The 17,723-nt window shown below is 44.8% G+C and carries 20 protein-coding genes; 3 read left to right on the forward strand and 17 right to left on the reverse strand.

What is annotated here, in order from left to right; genetic code table 11:
* Positions 1-76 precede the first annotated feature (76 nt).
* From IGI71_RS15510 to IGI71_RS15575, 14 genes are all read right to left on the reverse strand, one after another.
* A complete protein-coding gene (locus IGI71_RS15510) occupies positions 77-1,261 on the reverse strand; it encodes an acetate/propionate family kinase (RefSeq protein ID WP_005233419.1) in 1,185 nt (394 codons plus the stop codon).
* Between the two features lie 24 nt (positions 1,262-1,285).
* Positions 1,286-2,290, reverse strand: a complete 1,005-nt coding sequence (locus tag IGI71_RS15515; RefSeq protein ID WP_430615891.1) for a class I SAM-dependent methyltransferase — start codon at positions 2,288-2,290, stop codon at positions 1,286-1,288.
* A 167-nt stretch (positions 2,291-2,457) separates the two neighbouring features.
* Positions 2,458-2,829, reverse strand: coding sequence for a competence type IV pilus minor pilin ComGG (gene comGG / locus IGI71_RS15520; protein ID WP_015510479.1), 372 nt, complete (start codon positions 2,827-2,829; stop codon positions 2,458-2,460).
* Positions 2,792-3,217 (reverse strand): competence type IV pilus minor pilin ComGF, encoded by a 426-nt coding sequence (comGF, locus tag IGI71_RS15525; RefSeq protein WP_142964475.1) that lies wholly within the window; start codon positions 3,215-3,217, stop codon positions 2,792-2,794. Before comGF ends, comGG begins: the two co-directional genes overlap by 38 nt.
* Positions 3,207-3,521 carry a hypothetical protein gene (locus IGI71_RS15530; protein ID WP_430615893.1) on the reverse strand — a complete coding sequence of 105 codons (315 nt, stop codon included), beginning with the start codon at positions 3,519-3,521 and terminating at the stop codon, positions 3,207-3,209. Before IGI71_RS15530 ends, comGF begins: the two co-directional genes overlap by 11 nt.
* Positions 3,502-3,975 carry a competence type IV pilus minor pilin ComGD gene (gene comGD / locus IGI71_RS15535; RefSeq protein WP_034857584.1) on the reverse strand — a complete coding sequence of 158 codons (474 nt, stop codon included), beginning with the start codon at positions 3,973-3,975 and terminating at the stop codon, positions 3,502-3,504. The genes IGI71_RS15530 and comGD overlap by 20 nt, the downstream gene beginning before the upstream one ends.
* Positions 3,950-4,255 carry a competence type IV pilus major pilin ComGC gene (gene comGC, locus IGI71_RS15540; protein ID WP_015510483.1) on the reverse strand — a complete coding sequence of 102 codons (306 nt, stop codon included), beginning with the start codon at positions 4,253-4,255 and terminating at the stop codon, positions 3,950-3,952. Before comGC ends, comGD begins: the two co-directional genes overlap by 26 nt.
* Complete coding sequence (comGB, locus tag IGI71_RS15545; protein WP_430615894.1) at positions 4,252-5,280, reverse strand: competence type IV pilus assembly protein ComGB; 1,029 nt, start codon at positions 5,278-5,280, stop codon at positions 4,252-4,254. Before comGB ends, comGC begins: the two co-directional genes overlap by 4 nt.
* A complete protein-coding gene (gene comGA / locus IGI71_RS15550; RefSeq protein ID WP_430615896.1) occupies positions 5,234-6,196 on the reverse strand; it encodes a competence type IV pilus ATPase ComGA in 963 nt (320 codons plus the stop codon). The genes comGB and comGA overlap by 47 nt, the downstream gene beginning before the upstream one ends.
* Positions 6,197-6,284: 88 nt before the next feature.
* A complete protein-coding gene (gene trmB, locus IGI71_RS15555) occupies positions 6,285-6,941 on the reverse strand; it encodes a tRNA (guanosine(46)-N7)-methyltransferase TrmB (RefSeq protein ID WP_333718797.1) in 657 nt (218 codons plus the stop codon).
* Positions 6,942-6,998: 57 nt separating this feature from the next.
* A complete protein-coding gene (locus tag IGI71_RS15560) occupies positions 6,999-7,778 on the reverse strand; it encodes a phosphotransferase family protein (protein WP_005227730.1) in 780 nt (259 codons plus the stop codon).
* A gap of 104 nt (positions 7,779-7,882) precedes the next feature.
* A complete protein-coding gene (locus IGI71_RS15565) occupies positions 7,883-9,094 on the reverse strand; it encodes an ABC transporter permease (RefSeq protein WP_275853834.1) in 1,212 nt (403 codons plus the stop codon).
* Complete coding sequence (locus IGI71_RS15570) at positions 9,091-9,825, reverse strand: ABC transporter ATP-binding protein (RefSeq protein WP_005227728.1); 735 nt, start codon at positions 9,823-9,825, stop codon at positions 9,091-9,093. Before IGI71_RS15570 ends, IGI71_RS15565 begins: the two co-directional genes overlap by 4 nt.
* Before the next feature lie 78 nt (positions 9,826-9,903).
* On the reverse strand, positions 9,904-10,383 hold the full coding sequence (locus IGI71_RS15575; RefSeq protein WP_430615897.1) for a hypothetical protein: 480 nt from the start codon (positions 10,381-10,383) through the stop codon (positions 9,904-9,906).
* Positions 10,384-10,595: 212 nt separating this feature from the next.
* Here IGI71_RS15575 and IGI71_RS15580 point away from each other — a divergent pair, with 212 nt between their 5' ends.
* The 3 genes from IGI71_RS15580 (at position 10,596) to IGI71_RS15590 (ending at position 12,546) form a co-directional block, all read left to right on the forward strand.
* Positions 10,596-11,021, forward strand: coding sequence for an HIT family protein (locus tag IGI71_RS15580; RefSeq protein WP_005233401.1), 426 nt, complete (start codon positions 10,596-10,598; stop codon positions 11,019-11,021).
* Positions 11,022-11,396, forward strand: coding sequence for a YtxH domain-containing protein (locus IGI71_RS15585; RefSeq protein WP_005227717.1), 375 nt, complete (start codon positions 11,022-11,024; stop codon positions 11,394-11,396).
* Positions 11,397-11,511: 115 nt separating this feature from the next.
* Entirely contained in the window at positions 11,512-12,546 is a 1,035-nt protein-coding gene (locus IGI71_RS15590) for a peptidylprolyl isomerase (RefSeq protein WP_373193519.1), read from the forward strand.
* Between the two features lie 170 nt (positions 12,547-12,716).
* On the opposite strand, the gene IGI71_RS15595 is transcribed toward IGI71_RS15590, so the two are convergent.
* The 3 genes from IGI71_RS15595 to IGI71_RS15605 are packed head-to-tail and all read right to left on the reverse strand — an operon-like array spanning position 12,717 to position 17,540.
* Positions 12,717-13,661 carry a 3'-5' exoribonuclease YhaM family protein gene (locus tag IGI71_RS15595; RefSeq protein ID WP_034872173.1) on the reverse strand — a complete coding sequence of 315 codons (945 nt, stop codon included), beginning with the start codon at positions 13,659-13,661 and terminating at the stop codon, positions 12,717-12,719.
* 16 nt (positions 13,662-13,677) lie between these two features.
* On the reverse strand, positions 13,678-16,353 hold the full coding sequence (locus IGI71_RS15600; RefSeq protein ID WP_430615899.1) for an AAA family ATPase: 2,676 nt from the start codon (positions 16,351-16,353) through the stop codon (positions 13,678-13,680).
* Complete coding sequence (locus tag IGI71_RS15605) at positions 16,350-17,540, reverse strand: metallophosphoesterase family protein (protein WP_430615900.1); 1,191 nt, start codon at positions 17,538-17,540, stop codon at positions 16,350-16,352. The genes IGI71_RS15600 and IGI71_RS15605 overlap by 4 nt, the downstream gene beginning before the upstream one ends.
* Positions 17,541-17,723: the final 183 nt, after the last annotated feature.

Here is a 17,723-nt window from a genome sequence, read left to right on the forward strand (position 1 = left end):
GACTTTCCTACAAAAAAACACATGCAAGCATTTCTCTTGCATGTGTTTCAGCTTCTATTCTAAGGAAGGTTTTCGCTTAGCCGCGTAAACGTTCCACATCGCGAGCGATCATTAATTCTTCATCTGTTGGGATCAAAAGTACTTTGACTTTTGACTCTTCAGTTGAGATCACTAATTCTTCGCCGCGTTTTGCATTTTGATCGGCATCTAATTCGCAACCAAACCAAGTCATGCCTTTGATAACTTCGCTGCGGACGTGGGCATCATTTTCACCGATACCAGCAGTAAAGACGATCGCATCAACACCGTTCATGGTTGTGACATAGCCACCGATGTATTTACGGATGCGGTCAGTAAAGACGTCATAAGCAACTTTGACTTCTTCTTTGTCGTAGTTTGCTTCTAGATCGCGCATGTCGCTGGAAATACCAGTTAAACCTAATAAACCAGATTTTTTGTTTAAAACATCCACCATTTCATCGATATTCAAATCTAATTTTTCCATTAAGTAAGGCAAAACAGCAGGATCGATGTCACCTGAACGTGTGCCCATCGTTACACCAGCTAATGGCGTGAAGCCCATTGATGTATCTACTGATTTTCCGCCGTCAACCGCAGTGATCGACGCACCGTTTCCTAGATGGCAAGTGATGATTTTTAGTTCTTCGATTGGTTTGCCTAACATTTCTGCTGCACGCTCAGAAACATAACGGTGGCTTGTACCGTGGAAGCCGTATTTACGTACTTTGAACTCGTTATAGTACTCTAATGGCAAGCTGTATAGGTAATTGTGTTTTGGCATCGTTGCATGGAAAGAAGTATCAAAAACAGCGACACTGATGATTTCTGGCAAGATTTTTTTGAAAGCAGTGATCCCCATCAAGTTTGCTGGGTTGTGTAATGGCGCAAATTCAGCCAATGCTTGGATGCGTTCCATCACTTCGTCTGTGATCACAACTGAGTCAGGGAAATCTTCTCCGCCGTGAACGACGCGGTGACCGACGCCAGTGATTTCATCATAGGCACCTAAAATGTTTAATTCGATCAGTTGATCCAATAACATTTTTACAGCTACTTCGTGATCGTTGATGTCGATGATTTGTTCGAATTTTTGATCTTCCCCATATTTGATGGTAAAGATAGAATCTTTCAAACCGATCCGTTCAACGATTCCTTTAGCGACAACTGTTTCCTCTGGCATTTGATATAATTGCCATTTTAAACTTGAACTTCCAGCATTGATTGCGATTGTTTTTGACATGATGATCTCCTTATCCGAATTATATTACAGATTTGCTGCTTTCCAAGCCGCAAATTGTTCAAAAAGTTTTGTGATGTTCTTTGGTTCTTTCAGTGAGGCTAGCTTGACCAGCAAGACTTCGTCTGCTTGTTTGCTTGTCCCTCCATGGTTTTGTAAAAGCAAAATACTTTTACGTGAATGTTCATTTTTAAAGAGTTCTTCAGGAAGCTGAATCATTCCTTGCAAATAAACCTTTTCTTTCAGCCATTTTTTCAAAAATTCACTCTGTTCCGTTTCCAAGAAGTTGCTTGGTACTAAGAACAAACCGTAACCGCCAGCTTTGACATAGTTCATCGCTTGTTCCATCAACAAATGATGGGCGTAACTGTGCCCTTCTGGAGCCGCCGTAATGAAGCTGCGGGCTTTGTCATCTTGTGGGTAATAGCCCACCGGTAGATCGCTGATCGCCAGATCCATCGGTTCGATCAAAAGCTCTTGCAAGCCATCTTGATGGAACAAATGCAAGGGCGCTTTGGTCCATTCGCCAGTCGCAGCTGCGATCGCCAACAAGGTTTCGTCAATATCCACACCGGTTCCTTCTACTGGACGCTTCGCTAATTGCAGATTCAGCAAGACTGTCAATAAGAGATTCCCCATGCCTACCGATAAATCAAGAAGTTTCACTGGTTGGTCGGCACTACTCAACTGCTCGATCAAATAGACGAATAAAAACCCAAGACTATCTGGTGTCAGTTGGTGATTGGCCTGCAGGCGCTCCGTTTGGCCGCCTTTCAACAAAACCAACTGCGCAAGCTTGCGTTTTTCTTCTGCCGATAGTTCCATTGCTCGAATTTCTTGATAGATGGTTTCTAAACGAGCAGCAGTTGCTTCATCTGGTACCCCATCGATCACGCGAACTTGGTATTGATCAACAAAATTTTCGATCGTCTCTACGTAAGCATCAAAAAAAGACGTTTCCAATGCGTTTTGAAGCAGTTGGATCGCTTCAACGGTCAAATGAAAAGACGTTTCCATTTTTTCTGCGGACATCTTGCACCTCTTTTCAAAACTATAACAACATATATACCTGTTTAATTTTAGCCGATTCATCCAAAATAATCAATCGCTTTCGTTTAGAATAATTTGTGAAGCTGTAAACATTCTTTTTCTATTTCTGTATGAAAAAGGATGGTCGAAACAACCATCCTTTTCCTGTACTATTCTTCTTGGTCATCTGTGTCTATTTCAGGCTCTTCTTCGGGTAACAAAAAGGTAAATGTAAAGCGGCGGCTTTTGACATGGCACTCGATCTGTAAGAGTTGTCCTTGCCGTTCATAGGTCAACTTTCCTACATTATAAAGTCGTGACCCTTGATCTGCCAATTCGTTTTGCAAGAATTCTGCATGAAACAGTTCGCTCATGATGCGGGCTTCATAGGTTTCAATGGTTTTTGTATAAAAAAGGGCTGTTGTGCGGCTGTTTTCTAACACTAGCAATAACATCAAGCTCAACAGCTGCACAAACAACAATGCTGTGAGTAAAATACCGCCTTTATGCCGCCTCTTGTGTGTGAATTTTCCATTGTCCAATTTTCTGCTCTCCATTCTCAAAGGAAACGGTAAAGCGGATCGCTGCGCCAATTTTCTCAAAAGACACATCCGTTACTTCTGTCAATAGTGGTTGATACCCATTGTTGTCCCGCTTTCGCAGTACGCGATTGATGCGATCGATGGTGACCGAATTGTTTTGACTGCTTCGCAAATACAGTGTGGTCTCACTGACCGATAGATAGGTACAGGTACTTAATTCCCGTTCCAGCTGAAACAAAAACACATGCCATTCTTGATCTTTGCGAGCCATGATCTGCTGATTGACGGGTGCGAGGTGCTTAACGATCCCGCTGATCAGCAATAAGCAGATCGCCAATACCCATAAAGAAAACAGACACTCCAACAAAGTAAAGCCTTTACTCTTCATACACGATCTCCCAGAGCTGCTCGCAGCTTTGGATGCGTGCCTGTTGATGCTGCGCTGCTTGCCAAAAGCGAACTTGATAGACTGCCTGACGCTGCGTCGTGTAGGTAATGGTTGACGCATCAAAGGAGTGGTTCTGGACTTCTTCATACAGCACCCGCAGCATTTGGGCTTTTTCTTGCAATGCCGCACTTTGCGTCAGTGAAGCGGTCTGCATTTCTAAAAACAGTAACACACAAGTTGCCAACACCCCAAAGCCAATCAGGCTTTCTGCTAAGATGAACCCACTATTCAACGATTTTTTCATAACGGCCACTCCCAAATAAAAACTTATAGCTGATGGTTTGCTTTTTCTCCTGCCAATAGAAAATGATCCTTCGCAGACTGCTGTTGTTGCCGGATTGACTACTAAAAAGAATATCGGGAAACGCCTGCATCGCTAGTTGAGGAGGAACGTCGATCTTGGTAACTGGCTCAGTTGCAGCGCCGTAAAATGAAACAGTTGGTGTTGGCTCTGCTTGATAGATTGCTCGGGTTTGTGTGTTATCGATGATGGCCGATTGCTGCAAGGTATAGAGTCCTTTTTCTAAGCGAGCACAAAAGCCGAAAACTTCCGCCGATCGTTGATAGTACTCGATAGCCACGACGGGGAAAAAGAGAAAGAGACTACTGACCAAGAGTACCAAGAGACTTTCCATCAAGGTAAACCCAGAAAATCCCCTAGTGCCATTGTTCTCACTTTCTCTGCTCATAAATCGCATATTGTTCCTCAGATACATACCCTTCTGCAATCAATTCTTCTTTCGAAGGCACCCGATCTTCATTTAGACGAAAGAGTTCGATCTGGGTTTCCACTACTTTCACGATCGCCGCATTTCCTTTCTCATCAATGATTCCTCTTTGATTGGCAAGATTTGGGACAAACAACAAAACCAAAATACTGATCACTAATAAAACGACTAGCATTTCAACCAATGTAAAGCCTTTTTTGACACGCCAAATCCCCTGCTTGCGAGGAGATGCTACTTTCTTTTCTATCATTCGATCACTCCTTGGATATTTCCATAGATTGGTAAAAACATAGCGGCATAGATCCCAACGATCATTAAAGCAACCAACAAAAAAATCAGAGGCTGAACCCAGTGAATGGCTTTTTCGATTCGTTGAAACAAGCGTTCCATCAATAATTGACTGTATAAAAAAAGCTCTTCTCCTAACTTTCCTCGTACTTCTCCTTGAAAGACGATCAAAGAAAATTCGGGTGTGAGAAACGAGAAATGACGAAGTTTTTCTGGGAGTTCGCCCCCAAGTGTCAAGGTCACTCGCAGTTCTCGTGCTAATTCTTGGATCAAGGTAGCTTTATTGGTGTGCTCCATACACTCGATGATCTGTTGGATATCTAACCCTTGCTGAAACAACTTGCCCCATTCCAATGCGAAAAAACTCGTGTGATAACTCGTGTACAATGCTCCGAACAATGGCAGGTGGCTGAAAAACACAGCTTTTTGCAAGGCAGTGCGGCGGGCAAACACCCAGCGGCTGATCACAAAAAGCAGCACACTTAACAACAAGAAGAGGATAAGTACTGCTGGTGCCCAAGTGATGGCGTGAATGCCCCAATGACCTTCGTCGATCATGCCAGAGGCTAGCAATTGGGGCAATAAAAAGCGGTGCATCCCAAAAAGCGCAGCTATTAAAAAGACCAGTAACAAAAGCGGATAGGCAGCTACTTTGTACAGCAGCTGTTTTTGCTTGTTGACCAATTTATGGTAGTCGACCATCCGCCGCAAGGTCGCCGTGAGATCCCCATGATTTTCTGCTAAATGAAGCTGACTTTTTTCAGTAGCCGATAGCGACAACGGCGTTACCGCTGCTGCAAAGCTTTGCCCTTGGGCGAGATGGACAATTAGCTGTTCGATCACAGGTTCAGAAAACTGGCGGCTGCGCAGCAGCACTTGGAGGCTTTCTTGTAGGGAAAAGCCACTCTCCAATAACACCGTGAAGGTGACTAAGAGGGCTTCAGTTGCACGGCGTGGTAGCTGGGGCTTCTTTTTCATAAACTTCATCGCTGATCCACCCACTTTCTTTCACTTGTTTTAATACCTGCTGCCACTGTTTTTCCACTTGCCCCTCATAAAAGTGATATGCCAGCAATCCATGAGGTTCATTCGCTTCATTTGGCAACAATCGCTGATAAATGATCCCTTGCAGCGCATGTGCCAGACGATCGTCTGTCCCGAGCAATTCCAGCAGCCGCGTATTGGTTTCTGCTACACCTCGGGCATGGATCGTGGCAAATACTCGGTGACCTGTCAGAGCGGCTCGTACAGCGGCTTGCGCCGTTTCTTTGTTACGAATCTCGCCGATCAAAAGCAGGTCTGGACGATGCCGCAAGGACAAGCGAATCAATTCATCATAGTCTTGTTCGATCTTCAAATTGGTTTGCAGCTGTAAAAAGCGCGGCTCCTCGATCTCCACAGGATCTTCGATGGTAATGATTTGCCCCTTGGTTGCCAGAGCTAATTGATACATGAGGGTCGATTTCCCTGAGCCAGTGGGGCCAGAAAACAAATACAGCCCTCTTTGTTTGGTTGCCTGTTGGATTTGCTGGACGTCTTCTGCAAAAAAATAGCGCAGGTGCTCCTGAGTCAAAGGATAAAGAAACCGCATCACGAGACTTTCACGCCCTTGGTAATCACCGACTGTGGAGATGCGCAGCCGCTGCAGCTGATCGCCTAACGGATAACTGACTGCTCCTAACTGAGCTTTGCGTCGTTCTCCCACCTCCATTCCTCCTAAAAATTTGAAGCGAGTGATCAGCTGCTGGGCTTCTTCGTTGGTCAGTACTTGATAGGTCTTTCTGAGATAGCTTTTACTGAAAATCACCTCCATCTGTGTACCGCTCGGCAAAATGGCCAGATCCTGCATGCGTTCTTGTCTGCCATAGTGAATCAACTCATCTGAGAATGCTTGAATATCCACGACTTATCCCTCCTAAAAAGAAATACGCAAGCCTTTTGAGAATAGAAAAAAAAGACGAAGCAAATTTGCTTCGTCTTTCGTCACTTCTTTATTCCTGCGGGTCTTTTGCCACAAATTGGGCTTCCACCCGATAGATTCGCTGCCCGCGGCTTGAGAATTTTTCTTCATATTCCGTCATGATATTGTTCTCAAAGCTACTGTTATGCAGGTCCAACCAAACTTGTTTGATGATCATGCCATATTGAGAAAAGCTCGCTAAGGAATACTCAAACAATCCTTGGTTGTCCGTTTTGAAATGGATTTCGCCATTAGGTCGTAAAATTTGCTCGTCCACCGCTAAAAAGGCTTTAGAAGTCAAACGGCGCTTCTCATGCTTCTTCTTAGGCCATGGATCAGAAAAATTCAAATAGATCTGGTCTACTTCATTGTCTTCAAAATAGTTGGTCAAAGCCGAACCATCCACATGCAGCAGCTGCAAGTTTGGGATCTCCTGCTCGATCATTTTATCCAATGCGATCGAAACGACACTGATCTGCATCTCTACCCCAATATAATTGATTTCGGGATGAGCTTTCGCCATTTCCGTAATAAATTGACCTTTTCCCATGCCGATCTCGATGTGTAGCGGATGATCATTGCCAAAGCGTTCATGCCAACGCCCTTTCCATTCGGTAGGCTCTGCAACGACGTATTGTGGATGAGCTTCAATCAGCTCTTTTGCACCTGCACGTTTTCTTACTCTCATGTTTCTTCCTTTCCGAAAAAACAAGATGGAACCAAATTGCCTCGCTCCATCTTCTCTTCATTCACTATAAATTCGTTTTAATTGTAAAATCTCTGCATTCATGGCTTTGTAATCGCCCCGCAGATAATATTTTTTGACCTCTTGCAGCATACTCAACAATGCATACCAATAAATTTTTTCGATCACTTCGCTGCTGCTATGGATACCGTAGCGCACCAGCCAATGGGACCAGCTGGATAGCGGCACATAGTGACCTAAAATAGTCCCGATATCGATTGCTGGATCTGCAAACATCACGGAATCCCAATCGACTAAATACAAATAGTTTTGACAAACCAGCCAATTTCGATAATTGACATCGCCATGGACGACCGCGGCTTTTTGCTCGTCAAAAGCTGGAATATTGGCTTTTAAATACTCGGTGACCAAATGAATAAAACGGTTTTGAGCCACCGCAGAAGGCAGCTGATCTTGATAATCCATCAGCATTTGTTCAGGCGATCTGACTTGTCCGCCGATTTTGCTTAGCATCTGTGCCAGCGTTTTTGAATGATGCAAGTGATACAACACATCAATGACGTCATTTCTTTGGCCGATCTCATCGGGATCTAAGACCCGTCCATCCAGCCATTCTTGTGCGGAGAGCGTATCCCCATTTCCCGTCCGTTTCGTCCAGACGAGTTTGGGTGCAATGCCCTCTTTAGAGAGTGCCGCAAGCATCGGGGTCGTATTTCGTTTGATAAAGACTTTGTCGTTGTCCTTGAGCCCGATATAGGCTTTCCCGGTGTCGCCTTTGATCGGCCGCATACGCCAATCTTGATCCAAGCGAATATCCATCCTAGCTTCTCTCCTTATTTCGCAGTACCTCTTATTCTAGCTTCCTAAAGGGTTGCCGTCAAGCGCATATGCGTTCGCTTTTTGTAAGAGAGGTTTCCTGAGGATCAGGCGTGCATTTTCTTTAATCGCCCTGGCAAGTAGATGCCTAAAAAAAGACCCGTAAAGAGGAAGAAGCCCACAAAAGCGATGCCCCCTTGCCAAACAACGGGCAAGCGCAAGCAACAGATCACGCCGAAAAAAACAGTCGTCACAAGCAAAAGTGACCCGATAATTTTTTTGATTGCTGCGGCTTTTTGTTTTTCTGGCACGGGATACAAATGGGTCAAAACCATGTATTGAAATTCATTGATCAAAGGGATCAGTTGGAAACCGATCAGATAAAGAAACAAGCAGCCAATCAGCAGACTGATCCAAAGCTCATCGACAAAGAATAAGACGAAGCCACCAATCAAGGATAAACGAACATAAAGACCGCCGTATTGCCCACCACGAATCACTCGGCGCAAGTAAAGATAAAGATACGTATTGCTTTGGGCTGGTTTGATCTTTGCCAGCAACCAGTCGAGGTATTTGCGCCGTTTGGCTTCCGTCGTGATTTGGGGAACATCTGTAAACAAGTTGATAAACCGATAGATCCGTAATAAGCGTGATTGCTCAGCTTGGATCATATAGTCCCAATCCAAGAGCTGACGATTAGATTTCACGCCAAAGAGGAACCAGATTGCTTGGAGGATGCTGATCACCAACCCTAGCCAAGGTGCTACATAAATACTGGCAAGTGTGGCAGCTAACGCACTGGCGAACCAGATTCCTCGCTGCTGTTTGACTTGCTGATGTGTTTCTTGATACAACCGAATCCGCTGCAGTGAAAGATCCCCCAGTTTTAACAGCCACATCATTCCTAAAAAGAAGGGAAAGGAAGCAAATGTACTGTTTGCGGTGACCACGACTAAAGGCATCGTTGCTCCTACGGCTAAAAATAAGACCCCAAAGGGCAGCCAGAGGGAATAACGCAGGGCTTGACTGAGGTAACTTCTCATTTGCCCTTCTTTCGCTAACAGAAAAATCAAATCTGCCGGTTTCGTCAGTGTCGCTAAGCGTCCCAGCGGTAAAACAAAGAGCCAAACAGTGACCACGATGATGCCGCCTAATGGAAACGGCCGCGGCAATGTTTTTAGCAATTCCGAATAATAGAGCCCCAGACCTCCCACTAAGAAGGTGCTGATCAAAGCAAAATGATCATTGAAGACATAGCGCAAATAGCGTGTCATCTGTTTTTGATGCCGCTGTAAGCGTTGCGAGAAAAACTGCTTCATGCTTGACTCTCCTTTGTCAGTGCGAGGTACAGATCATCAAGGGAGGCTTCTGGTGCTTGAAATTGGCTTCTTAGCTGCGCCAATGTCCCTTGTGCGCGGATCTCACCGTTATGCAGTAGGATGAATTTGTCACAATACTTCTCTGCGGTTGCTAAAATGTGGGTGGACATCAAAATCGATGCTCCAGTTTGTTTCATCTCATTCATCAGTTCCAATAACGCATTGATCGCTAAAGGATCTAATCCTAGAAAAGGTTCATCAATGATGTAGACGCTCGGCTCAATCAAAAAGGCACACAGCACCATGACTTTTTGTTTCATCCCTTTTGAGAAGTTTGCTGGGAACCAATCGAGTTTGTTTTCTAAGCGAAAGGTTTTTAACAAACGCTCCGCTCGCTTCATGGCTTCTTCTTGCGGAAGATCATAGGCCATCGCTGTCACTTCAATGTGCTCTCTTAAGGTCAATTCTTCATATAAAGATGGGGTTTCGGGAATATACCCGATTTGTTTGCGGTATTGCTCTGGGTTTTCCTTCAAGGTCAAGCCGTCGATCGTGATCGTCCCGCTGTGAGGTTGCAGTAACCCGATGATTTCTTTGATCGTCGTACTCTTCCCCGCCCCATTCAAGCCAATCAGACCAACGAGCTCACCATCGCCGATCGTAAAATCAATATTTTTTAGGACTGGCAGCTGGTTATAACCGCCTGTCACATTCGCTACTTGTAAAGTCATTCTTTCCCTCCGATTCGCCTAATTACGGCTTTCTGTCAACGTAGGCTCTTTTTTTCAATCCGCTAGCAAAACCGTTGCTTATTTTTCTTTATTCGTGACTTGTAAGATAAATTCGTTTGCTCCCACTGTAATGGTTTCTTGCGGCAATTCTTGGCTGCCAAAGCGTTCTTGCCACAGTTGTGCATCACTCGCTGGAAAAATGACCATTTGGATCGCACCGGCGGCAAGACGGGTGGTAAAGGCTTGAACAGCAGCAGGTTCAGCATAGGAAACCAGACTGATCCTCAGCTCTTCTTTTTGATACCCTTGGTCGATCGCCCAGGTCTCAACGGCTGTCTCCAATTCACTCTGCACCGTAGGGTCCATCGCTGTTTCAGTGACGATGGCGGCATTGACTACTTCTTCTTTTGGGCGCGTTAGCGAATAGGTGATCGAACCTGCGAACACCACGAACAGCGTGATCGCAATCAACCATTCTTTATAGGCATAAGCCAAGTAGCGGAGCTTCGCTGAAGTCGTTTTTTTTTTCTGTAAGGTTTCTTTGATGATCGGTTTCATAGGTTCCTTCTTTCCAATTGATTTCTGATATTAAGTCTAGGGTTGTTGGAATCTAAATGCAAGCGTTTCTCGCTCGCTTTTCGCATTTCTTTAAAAAAGCGCCTTTGTTGAAGGAACAGTTGCCTTGTTCCGACTTTTTCAAAGAGGAAACCAGACGAAAAAAAGCAAAATATGGTAAAGTAGAGGTAATAGATCAAGGAGGTTTTTTTACAATGGAAAATTGTATTTTTTGTAAAATCAATAATCGTGAGATTCCTAGCTACAAAGTCTACGAGGATGAGCAAGTCTATGCCTTTTTAGATATTTCCCAAGTCACCCCTGGTCATACATTGGTCATTCCCAAAACGCATGTGACGGATATTTTCGAGTACGATGAAACGTTGGCAGCAGCGGTTTTTGCCCGTATCCCTAAGATTGCTCGGGCGATCGAAAAAGCATTCCCTGAGATCGAAGGCTTAAATATCATCAACAACAATAAAGAATTGGCGTACCAATCGGTCTTCCATTCCCATGTCCATTTGATTCCTCGCTACAGCAAAGACGATGATTTCAAGATTCATTTTGGCAATCATGCAGAGAATTACACGGGGGAAGAGCTGGCGGCAATCGCCGAAAAAATTGGAAAGCAGGTGAACTAAATGATCGGTAATTTTCTTAAAGGACTTTTGTTCGGTTCCATCGCCGGCGGCTTAGGCGGTTTGCTTTTTGCACCAAAAAGCGGCAATGAAACCCGTGAAGAATTGATTCGCTATTTAGATGACACGACAGAAGCGACCTTAGAATTCAATGACAGTGTCAAACAGCTCAAAGATGCTGTGATGGTAACCCGCAAAACGATCGACGAAACGATCCCAGTTGTGACCGAATCTTTCACGAAAGATTTGGAAGCCTTCAAATTCCAAGCACAACCGCGCCTTGCTCGGATAAAAACCCAAATGGAACAATTGAATCAGCACATCACGACGATTCAAGCCCAAAGCGCAGAGGACGACAAACAAATCGAAAATTTGTAGTTTTTATGAATTTTGTTTGAAACATCCGCTGTTTTCTTTCCAACCATTTCTAGAAGTGGTATAGTAGGTGCAGTGATTATTATGAAACTTTTTAGAATTAGGAGTGCTTAAACGAATGAAGAAAAAATTACTTTTAGTAGCAGTCAGTGCAATGAGTCTTTTTGCATTAGCGGCTTGTGGAAACTCAAGTGAGGAAATCGCAACAATGAAGGGCGGTAAAATCACTGTTCAAGATTTTTATGACAAAGCAAAAACAAGTACAGAAAATCAACAAGCGTTGCGTGAAATGATCGTCTTGAAAGTCTTTAATGAAAAATACGGCGATGACGTAACGGAAGAAATGATCGACGAACAATTCAACAACGTGGCTGAGCAATACGGCGGCAGTGATTCCTTTGAATCAACATTGACTGCCTCTGGTTATACGGTGAAATCTTACCGTGCAGAATTAAAACAACAACTTGCGTTACGTGAAGGCTTAAAAGCCAACATGGATATCACTGATGAAGACATGAAAACTGCTTGGGATTCTTTCCACCCTGAAGTAGAAGCACAAATCATCAAAGTAGCAAGTGAAGATGATGCCAAAGACGTCTTAGAAGAAGCGAAAAAAGATGATGCAGACTTTGGCGAAATCGCTAAAGAAAAATCAACGGATGCGGCAACAAAAGAAGATGGCGGAACGATCAAATTCGATTCTACTTCATCAGCTGTACCAAGTGAAGTAAAAACAGCCGCTTTTGATTTAAAAGATGGTGAAATCTCTGAAGTGATCTCTGCAACCAACACGTCAACTTACACGACAGAATACTATATCGTGAAAATGGTGAAAAACCAAGACAAAGGCAATGATATGGATAAATACAAAGATGAATTGACTGAAATTGCTCAAAACACTTTGTTGAATGATTCAACCTTTATGGCAGCAACGATCGGTCAAGAATTGCAAGCAGCTAATGTGAAAATGAAAGACTCTGACTTAGCAGACTTGCTTTCTGATTACATCACAGCGGCCGAAACAGAAGATTCAACTGCTGACTCTTCTGCTACCGATGCAACGGACAGCTCAGCGGCAGATTCTTCTGCTACTGAGGCAACCGATGATTCTACTGCAACAAGTGAAAGTGCTACAGATTCTTCTGCTGAATAAACGAACAAAGAAGTGCCGTCATAGCGGTGCTTCTTTTTTTGTGCCGATTAGATTTCTATCTACGATTCAACTGCTTTTTCCAGCAGCTAAAAAAGCCACGCTAAGCAAGCCTAACGTGGTTTTTGTTCTTTCTATCATTCACTTTGATCGATCAAGCTACAACATCACCGCTACACTTCTTTCGGTACATAAAAACTCCGATTGTCCATGCCAAAAATTCGGTCTGTGTATTGACCAGGTTCCGTTAAACGAATCGACGTCAGCATCATTTGCATGGAAGCATCCAAATTATCGATCTGATGGAGGATCTCCGCTTCCATTATGCGGGGGCGAACAGGTGACCCATATTCTAATAAGCCATGGTGGGCTAAAACCATATGCCGCAAAACAACGATATCTTCTTCTTTGTCATCAAATTTCAAAGCCATACAGGCTTGCGTGATTTCTTCATCCACTAAGACCAAATGCCCTACTAGATTCCCCGCCAAGGTATACTCTGTCGTCATCGGACCTGTCAACTCGATCACTTTTCCTAAATCATGCAAAATGATACCCGCATACAGTAGTGAAGCATTCAATTCAGGATACTCTTTGACGATTGCTTTTCCTAACCGCAGCATAGTGGTCGTATGATACGCCAATCCACTAGCGAAGGCATGGTGATTGCGCTTCGCAGCTGGAAAGTCAAAGAATTCCTTTTTATACTTGTTCAGTAAGAAACGGACGATGCGATTCCAGTGAGGATTCGTGATCTCAAACAAGGTTTGACTGATTTCTTCTTCCATCTCTTCTTTTCGCAAGGGTGCTTTTTCCATGTATTGGCTTGGTTCATGGGGCTCTTCCGGTTTCGCTAAACGCAAATGCATGATTTTGACTTGCGGATTGCCTTGGTAGACCTCCCGTTTTCCATCTAGCAGTACTACTTTCCCGGGTTCAAAACGGGCGATTTCTTCATCTGATGCATCCCAGAACTTTCCGTCGATCGTGCCGGATGTATCTTGAAAGGTGAAGGCAATAAATTTTTTGCCGTTTTTCGCGATCCGCACATCGGCATTCTTGATCAGCAAGAAAAGTTGAAACGTTTCATCAACAGTTAATTCACGAATTTTTTTCATGGGCTTATTTGGCCGATCAGCCAAATCTTTCACTTCCTTTACTCAGATCCTGGATAGGCTGCTGGTACTTCTGATAATAGCTTACCATTTCTTGGTCAGAAGACAAACAAATTACTTGATAACTTTGCCCAAACTCTTTTAACAGTGCGGCAAAGCGTTCCTTACGAACACTGTCATAATGCAACCAACCATCATCAATAATGATTGGACACAATGGGTGATTTTTTTGCAGCGCTAGATAACCGAAGCGTAACGCCATGATCAACTGATCCTTCGTGCCTGTGGACAGGTCGATGATCGAAAACGTCTCGCTGGCATTTGCCGCTACCAACAAGCCATTTTCCAAAAGAATCTTTTGATAACGTCCGTTTGAAAGCTGTTCAAAATAGGTTGAAGCAGCCGACAATAGCTGCGGCAATTGCTGTTCTGACAACTCGGTCGTGACATCCGTTAAAATCGAAGCCGCCAACTGACGACTCCCCCATGCCACAGCAAGTTCTTCAATGACCGCCTTTAGCTCACTTTCTTCTTGATAAAGCTGATTCAAGGTGCCATTTTTTTGACTAGCTGCTGCTTCTAATTCCAAACGCTGTTTTTGCTCCGTCAACTGCTGTATTTGTGCCTGAAGCTGTGTTTGCTGCTGCTTGATCTGGTCTTTTTGCTGCAGCAATTCTGCTTGCGTCACTGGTTTAGGATAAATCGGTGTTAACATCACCGCCAATTCTTCTGCTCGCTGCTGCGTGCGTTGCGCCGCTTCCCATTGCTTCAACCAGAGGCTGATTTCTGCAGGGTGATCTAAGCCTTGTTGCTGTAAGAGATCACTGGCCTGGGAAAGCAGCTGGTCGCGTTCATTGCGGGTGCGGGTCAACTGTTGGGCCAGCAGCGTGCTAGGTTGTTGCAGTCGTGAAAGCTTGATTGTTTGCATCTCTTCATTAAACCTCTGCAAGATCGCTGCTTTTTCTAACAAGGTTTTGTTTTGCAGCGGCAGCCACTCCGCATACGGGCGGAATTGCTCCTCAAAGGGGGCCAATTCTTCCGTGACCGCTTGCCGTTCTTGATAGGCTTGCTTGCGCTGCTGCGAGTAGGCTTGATAGCTAGCAACATCTTCATCATAGGCCAATAGATACGACTGCCAGTTTTCCACCGGCAAATCACCAAAAAAGGGTGTCAACGCTTGGTGGGCACGGCTGATCTGCTGTTGCTTTTGCTGCTGTTCATTTTCCAGCTGTGCCAACTCTTCGCCCAGTAGATCCAACTGCATGAGGACCGTCTGCCATTCTTGCTTGATGCCTTGCTGCTTGTTTGGTGCTGCTTTCATCAGCGGCAAAATACTGCCGGTGATCGCTGCGATCCCCGCACCTAATGCAAGCCAGCGCCAGGGACTTGGCAAAAAGATACCGATCACTGCGACTAGCCCACCGACGATCCCCAGCGGCCATAGTGGGCGAGAAACGGGCTTGCGGCCAATCAATTGAGGATGCTGCTGTTCTAAGCGGGCCGCGGTGGCTTGCAAAGGTTGCGCTTTTTCTTCTAAATGCCTCATGCGCTTTTCGAGCTCTTCTAACTGCACACGTTCTTGCAGTAAACGTGTGGTTTGTTCATGGATCGAAGCCGTTACTAGCGGCGGCGATTCTCTGCTCCACTGGCGCTTTTCAATCAAGCGATTCAACTCTGTGATGGCGACAGTTTCTTGTTGATTGGCTGCTGCTTCACGATCTGCCAAACGCGCCATCGTCACTTGCTGCTGCAGCAAGTGATTGATCTGATGCTCGTGATCAAGGTAAAAGAAATACTTGTCTGATTCTTTTCCTTGCTCCAACTGATCTAATTCGGCTTCTTTTTTGCGAATTTCTTCCGTCAGCTGCTGATACTGCTGATAAAACTGTTTGATGGCTTGGACTTGCTGAGGATCGGCTAGCGTATCTGCTGGTGCCATTTGCTGCCACTCTTCATAAAGGCCCCAGTGACTCAGCTGTTGCTGATTTTCCTGATAAGCGTCATTCAATGCTTGATACTGGTGCCGCAAGTCTTGGATCTGTTCTTGCAGCTGGGCGATCTGCTGATACTGCTGTTGGATGCGGCTTTCTTCGCTTTCTTTTTCCGCAATCGTTTTTTGCAGTTTTTCTAATTGTTTTAACGCTTGATTCAAAGGCAGCTTTTGCCCTCGTGGCTTGTATTGCTGCTGATTGATGGTTTCATATTGCGCCACTTGCTGCAGCATTTTTTGACTGCCGCTGATCCCTAGAGAAATCAACGCTTGGTGCAGCTCATTTTCTTCTAGCTTATCGATCTGGGTCAATTGCTCTTGCTGAAAAGTAAAGACATCGAAGAACAATGCTCGATTGAGGGGCTGCAGGTGTTGTGTCAGCCATTGCTCATCGACCGTCTGGCCAGCGACATGGACTTTGGCACGACCACGGTCCACTTGCCGATAGCGTTCCACGATCACTTCGCCGAAGGGTTCCAGCGCCAACCATAACTTGCCACCGTAAGCAGCACCGTTTTTGGGGGTATAGTCTTTTTTCTTGGCTGTCTTTTTCGAAAAGCCAAACAAAATGGCGGCAATAAATTGATACAACGTCGATTTTCCGATCTCGTTGTGCCCAAAGAGCAGCTGATTTTGCGGATGAAAGGCAAAGCTTTGTTCATGGTATTTCCCAAAACCGGTAATCTCTGCTTTTAAAATTCTCATGACTGCTCCTCCCATTGAAAGTCGTCTTTCAACAATTGCTTGGCTTGCTGCAAGACTTCTTCTTGAAATGATTCATGGGTGATCCCCCGCTGGATCAGTGGATGCTGCAATAGATCCGACAATCGATCCGCAAACATCTCTGGCGACTCATACATCGCTAAAAACTGCAGCATATAATCTTCTGATACCGCCAATGCGATCTTGTCTTCATTGGCTTGCTCGACTTCAAGGGCATAGATCACTTGCAGCGGCTCTGTTTGTGCCAACCGTTCATTGAGGTAGGTCAGCCATTCATTTTTTTCCGCAGCTGGAAACCAATCTGGCGGCAGCTGCTGCACATCGGTCAACACCAGATGCAGCAAGCGCGAACGAGGACTTTTTAAGCGCTCGATGATCGCTGGCAATACGGCATTCGAGGCAGTCACATCCGCTAAGGAGACCACTTGCTTTTGCCAAGCGATCTCTGCGATCTCCAAGCGCTCGATCGTTGGTCCCTGCGGCGTTAAGTCTGCCAAAATCACCCCAGTCGCCTGTTCTTTCTTGGTCTTTCCTTGAGGTGTACCTGGATAGAGAATCGGTGGCTGCTCTGAGAGCGTCTTAGGTACATGGATGTGCCCCAAGCCCCAATAATCATAGCCTTTTTGCTTCATTTCACTGATTGAAAAGGGGGCATACCGTTCACCAGCTTGGTCCCCGTGGTAAAGCCCGATATGGTAATCCACCGCTGCTCTTGCAGGAAATTCTGTTACTTTATTTTCAGTAATCCAAAGATGTTGGTAGCTAAATCCACTGATTGCATAGGTTTCACCGTTTTTCGTTGTTCCTTGAACCGTTTGAACTTCTTCTGATGAAAAGAGAATGACGTTTTCTGGAAAAGCAAACCAATACCGTTGCGGATCATAATAATCATGGTTGCCGAAAATCATATAGACAGGGATCTGTGCTTCCCCTAGTCGTTGCAGTTGGGCAAAAAAGTCATGCTGCACTTTTAGACTCGGCCGTGCTTGATGGAATGTATCCCCAGCCAGCAAAACAAAATCGACCGCTTTTTCTAAGGCAACATCCACCAAATTACGGATGATTTTTTGATTGATGGCAGGGAGTTGGGTCTTCACTTTTTCAGATAACAAATGAACCCCTTCAAATGACCGGTCGATATGCAGGTCTGCACTATGTAAAAATCGCATTTCTTTCTCCCTCCTTAATGCTTCTATCATAACATTTCTCAGGCATTTCGTCAGCAAAATACGAAAATTTGTTCGCCTTTTTCATAAAAAAAACCAAAGAAGCGATTTTGAAACTTCTTTGGAAAAGGCTCTTGCAGTTGCAGCCGATTGCTCTGAAGATTCACTTGCTTCTTTGGTCTTTGT

The organism is Enterococcus sp. DIV1279b (assembly GCF_050531515.1).
Lineage (GTDB): Bacteria > Bacillota > Bacilli > Lactobacillales > Enterococcaceae > Enterococcus_D > Enterococcus_D casseliflavus.

Coding starts and splice junctions, on each gene's coding strand:
- IGI71_RS15510 (WP_005233419.1), bottom strand. CDS start 1,261: ATGTCAAAAACAATCGCAATCAATGCTGGAAGTTCAAGTTTAAAATGG.
- IGI71_RS15515 (WP_430615891.1), bottom strand. CDS start 2,290: ATGTCCGCAGAAAAAATGGAAACGTCTTTTCATTTGACCGTTGAAGCG.
- comGF (WP_142964475.1), bottom strand. CDS start 3,217: ATGAAGAGTAAAGGCTTTACTTTGTTGGAGTGTCTGTTTTCTTTATGG.
- IGI71_RS15530 (WP_430615893.1), bottom strand. CDS start 3,521: ATGAAAAAATCGTTGAATAGTGGGTTCATCTTAGCAGAAAGCCTGATT.
- comGD (WP_034857584.1), bottom strand. CDS start 3,975: ATGCGATTTATGAGCAGAGAAAGTGAGAACAATGGCACTAGGGGATTT.
- comGC (WP_015510483.1), bottom strand. CDS start 4,255: ATGATAGAAAAGAAAGTAGCATCTCCTCGCAAGCAGGGGATTTGGCGT.
- comGB (WP_430615894.1), bottom strand. CDS start 5,280: ATGAAGTTTATGAAAAAGAAGCCCCAGCTACCACGCCGTGCAACTGAA.
- trmB (WP_333718797.1), bottom strand. CDS start 6,941: ATGAGAGTAAGAAAACGTGCAGGTGCAAAAGAGCTGATTGAAGCTCAT.
- IGI71_RS15560 (WP_005227730.1), bottom strand. CDS start 7,778: ATGGATATTCGCTTGGATCAAGATTGGCGTATGCGGCCGATCAAAGGC.
- IGI71_RS15565 (WP_275853834.1), bottom strand. CDS start 9,094: ATGAAGCAGTTTTTCTCGCAACGCTTACAGCGGCATCAAAAACAGATG.
- IGI71_RS15570 (WP_005227728.1), bottom strand. CDS start 9,825: ATGACTTTACAAGTAGCGAATGTGACAGGCGGTTATAACCAGCTGCCA.
- IGI71_RS15575 (WP_430615897.1), bottom strand. CDS start 10,383: ATGAAACCGATCATCAAAGAAACCTTACAGAAAAAAAAAACGACTTCA.
- IGI71_RS15580 (WP_005233401.1), top strand. CDS start 10,596: ATGGAAAATTGTATTTTTTGTAAAATCAATAATCGTGAGATTCCTAGC.
- IGI71_RS15585 (WP_005227717.1), top strand. CDS start 11,022: ATGATCGGTAATTTTCTTAAAGGACTTTTGTTCGGTTCCATCGCCGGC.
- IGI71_RS15590 (WP_373193519.1), top strand. CDS start 11,512: ATGAAGAAAAAATTACTTTTAGTAGCAGTCAGTGCAATGAGTCTTTTT.
- IGI71_RS15595 (WP_034872173.1), bottom strand. CDS start 13,661: ATGAAAAAAATTCGTGAATTAACTGTTGATGAAACGTTTCAACTTTTC.
- IGI71_RS15600 (WP_430615899.1), bottom strand. CDS start 16,353: ATGAGAATTTTAAAAGCAGAGATTACCGGTTTTGGGAAATACCATGAA.
- IGI71_RS15605 (WP_430615900.1), bottom strand. CDS start 17,540: ATGCGATTTTTACATAGTGCAGACCTGCATATCGACCGGTCATTTGAA.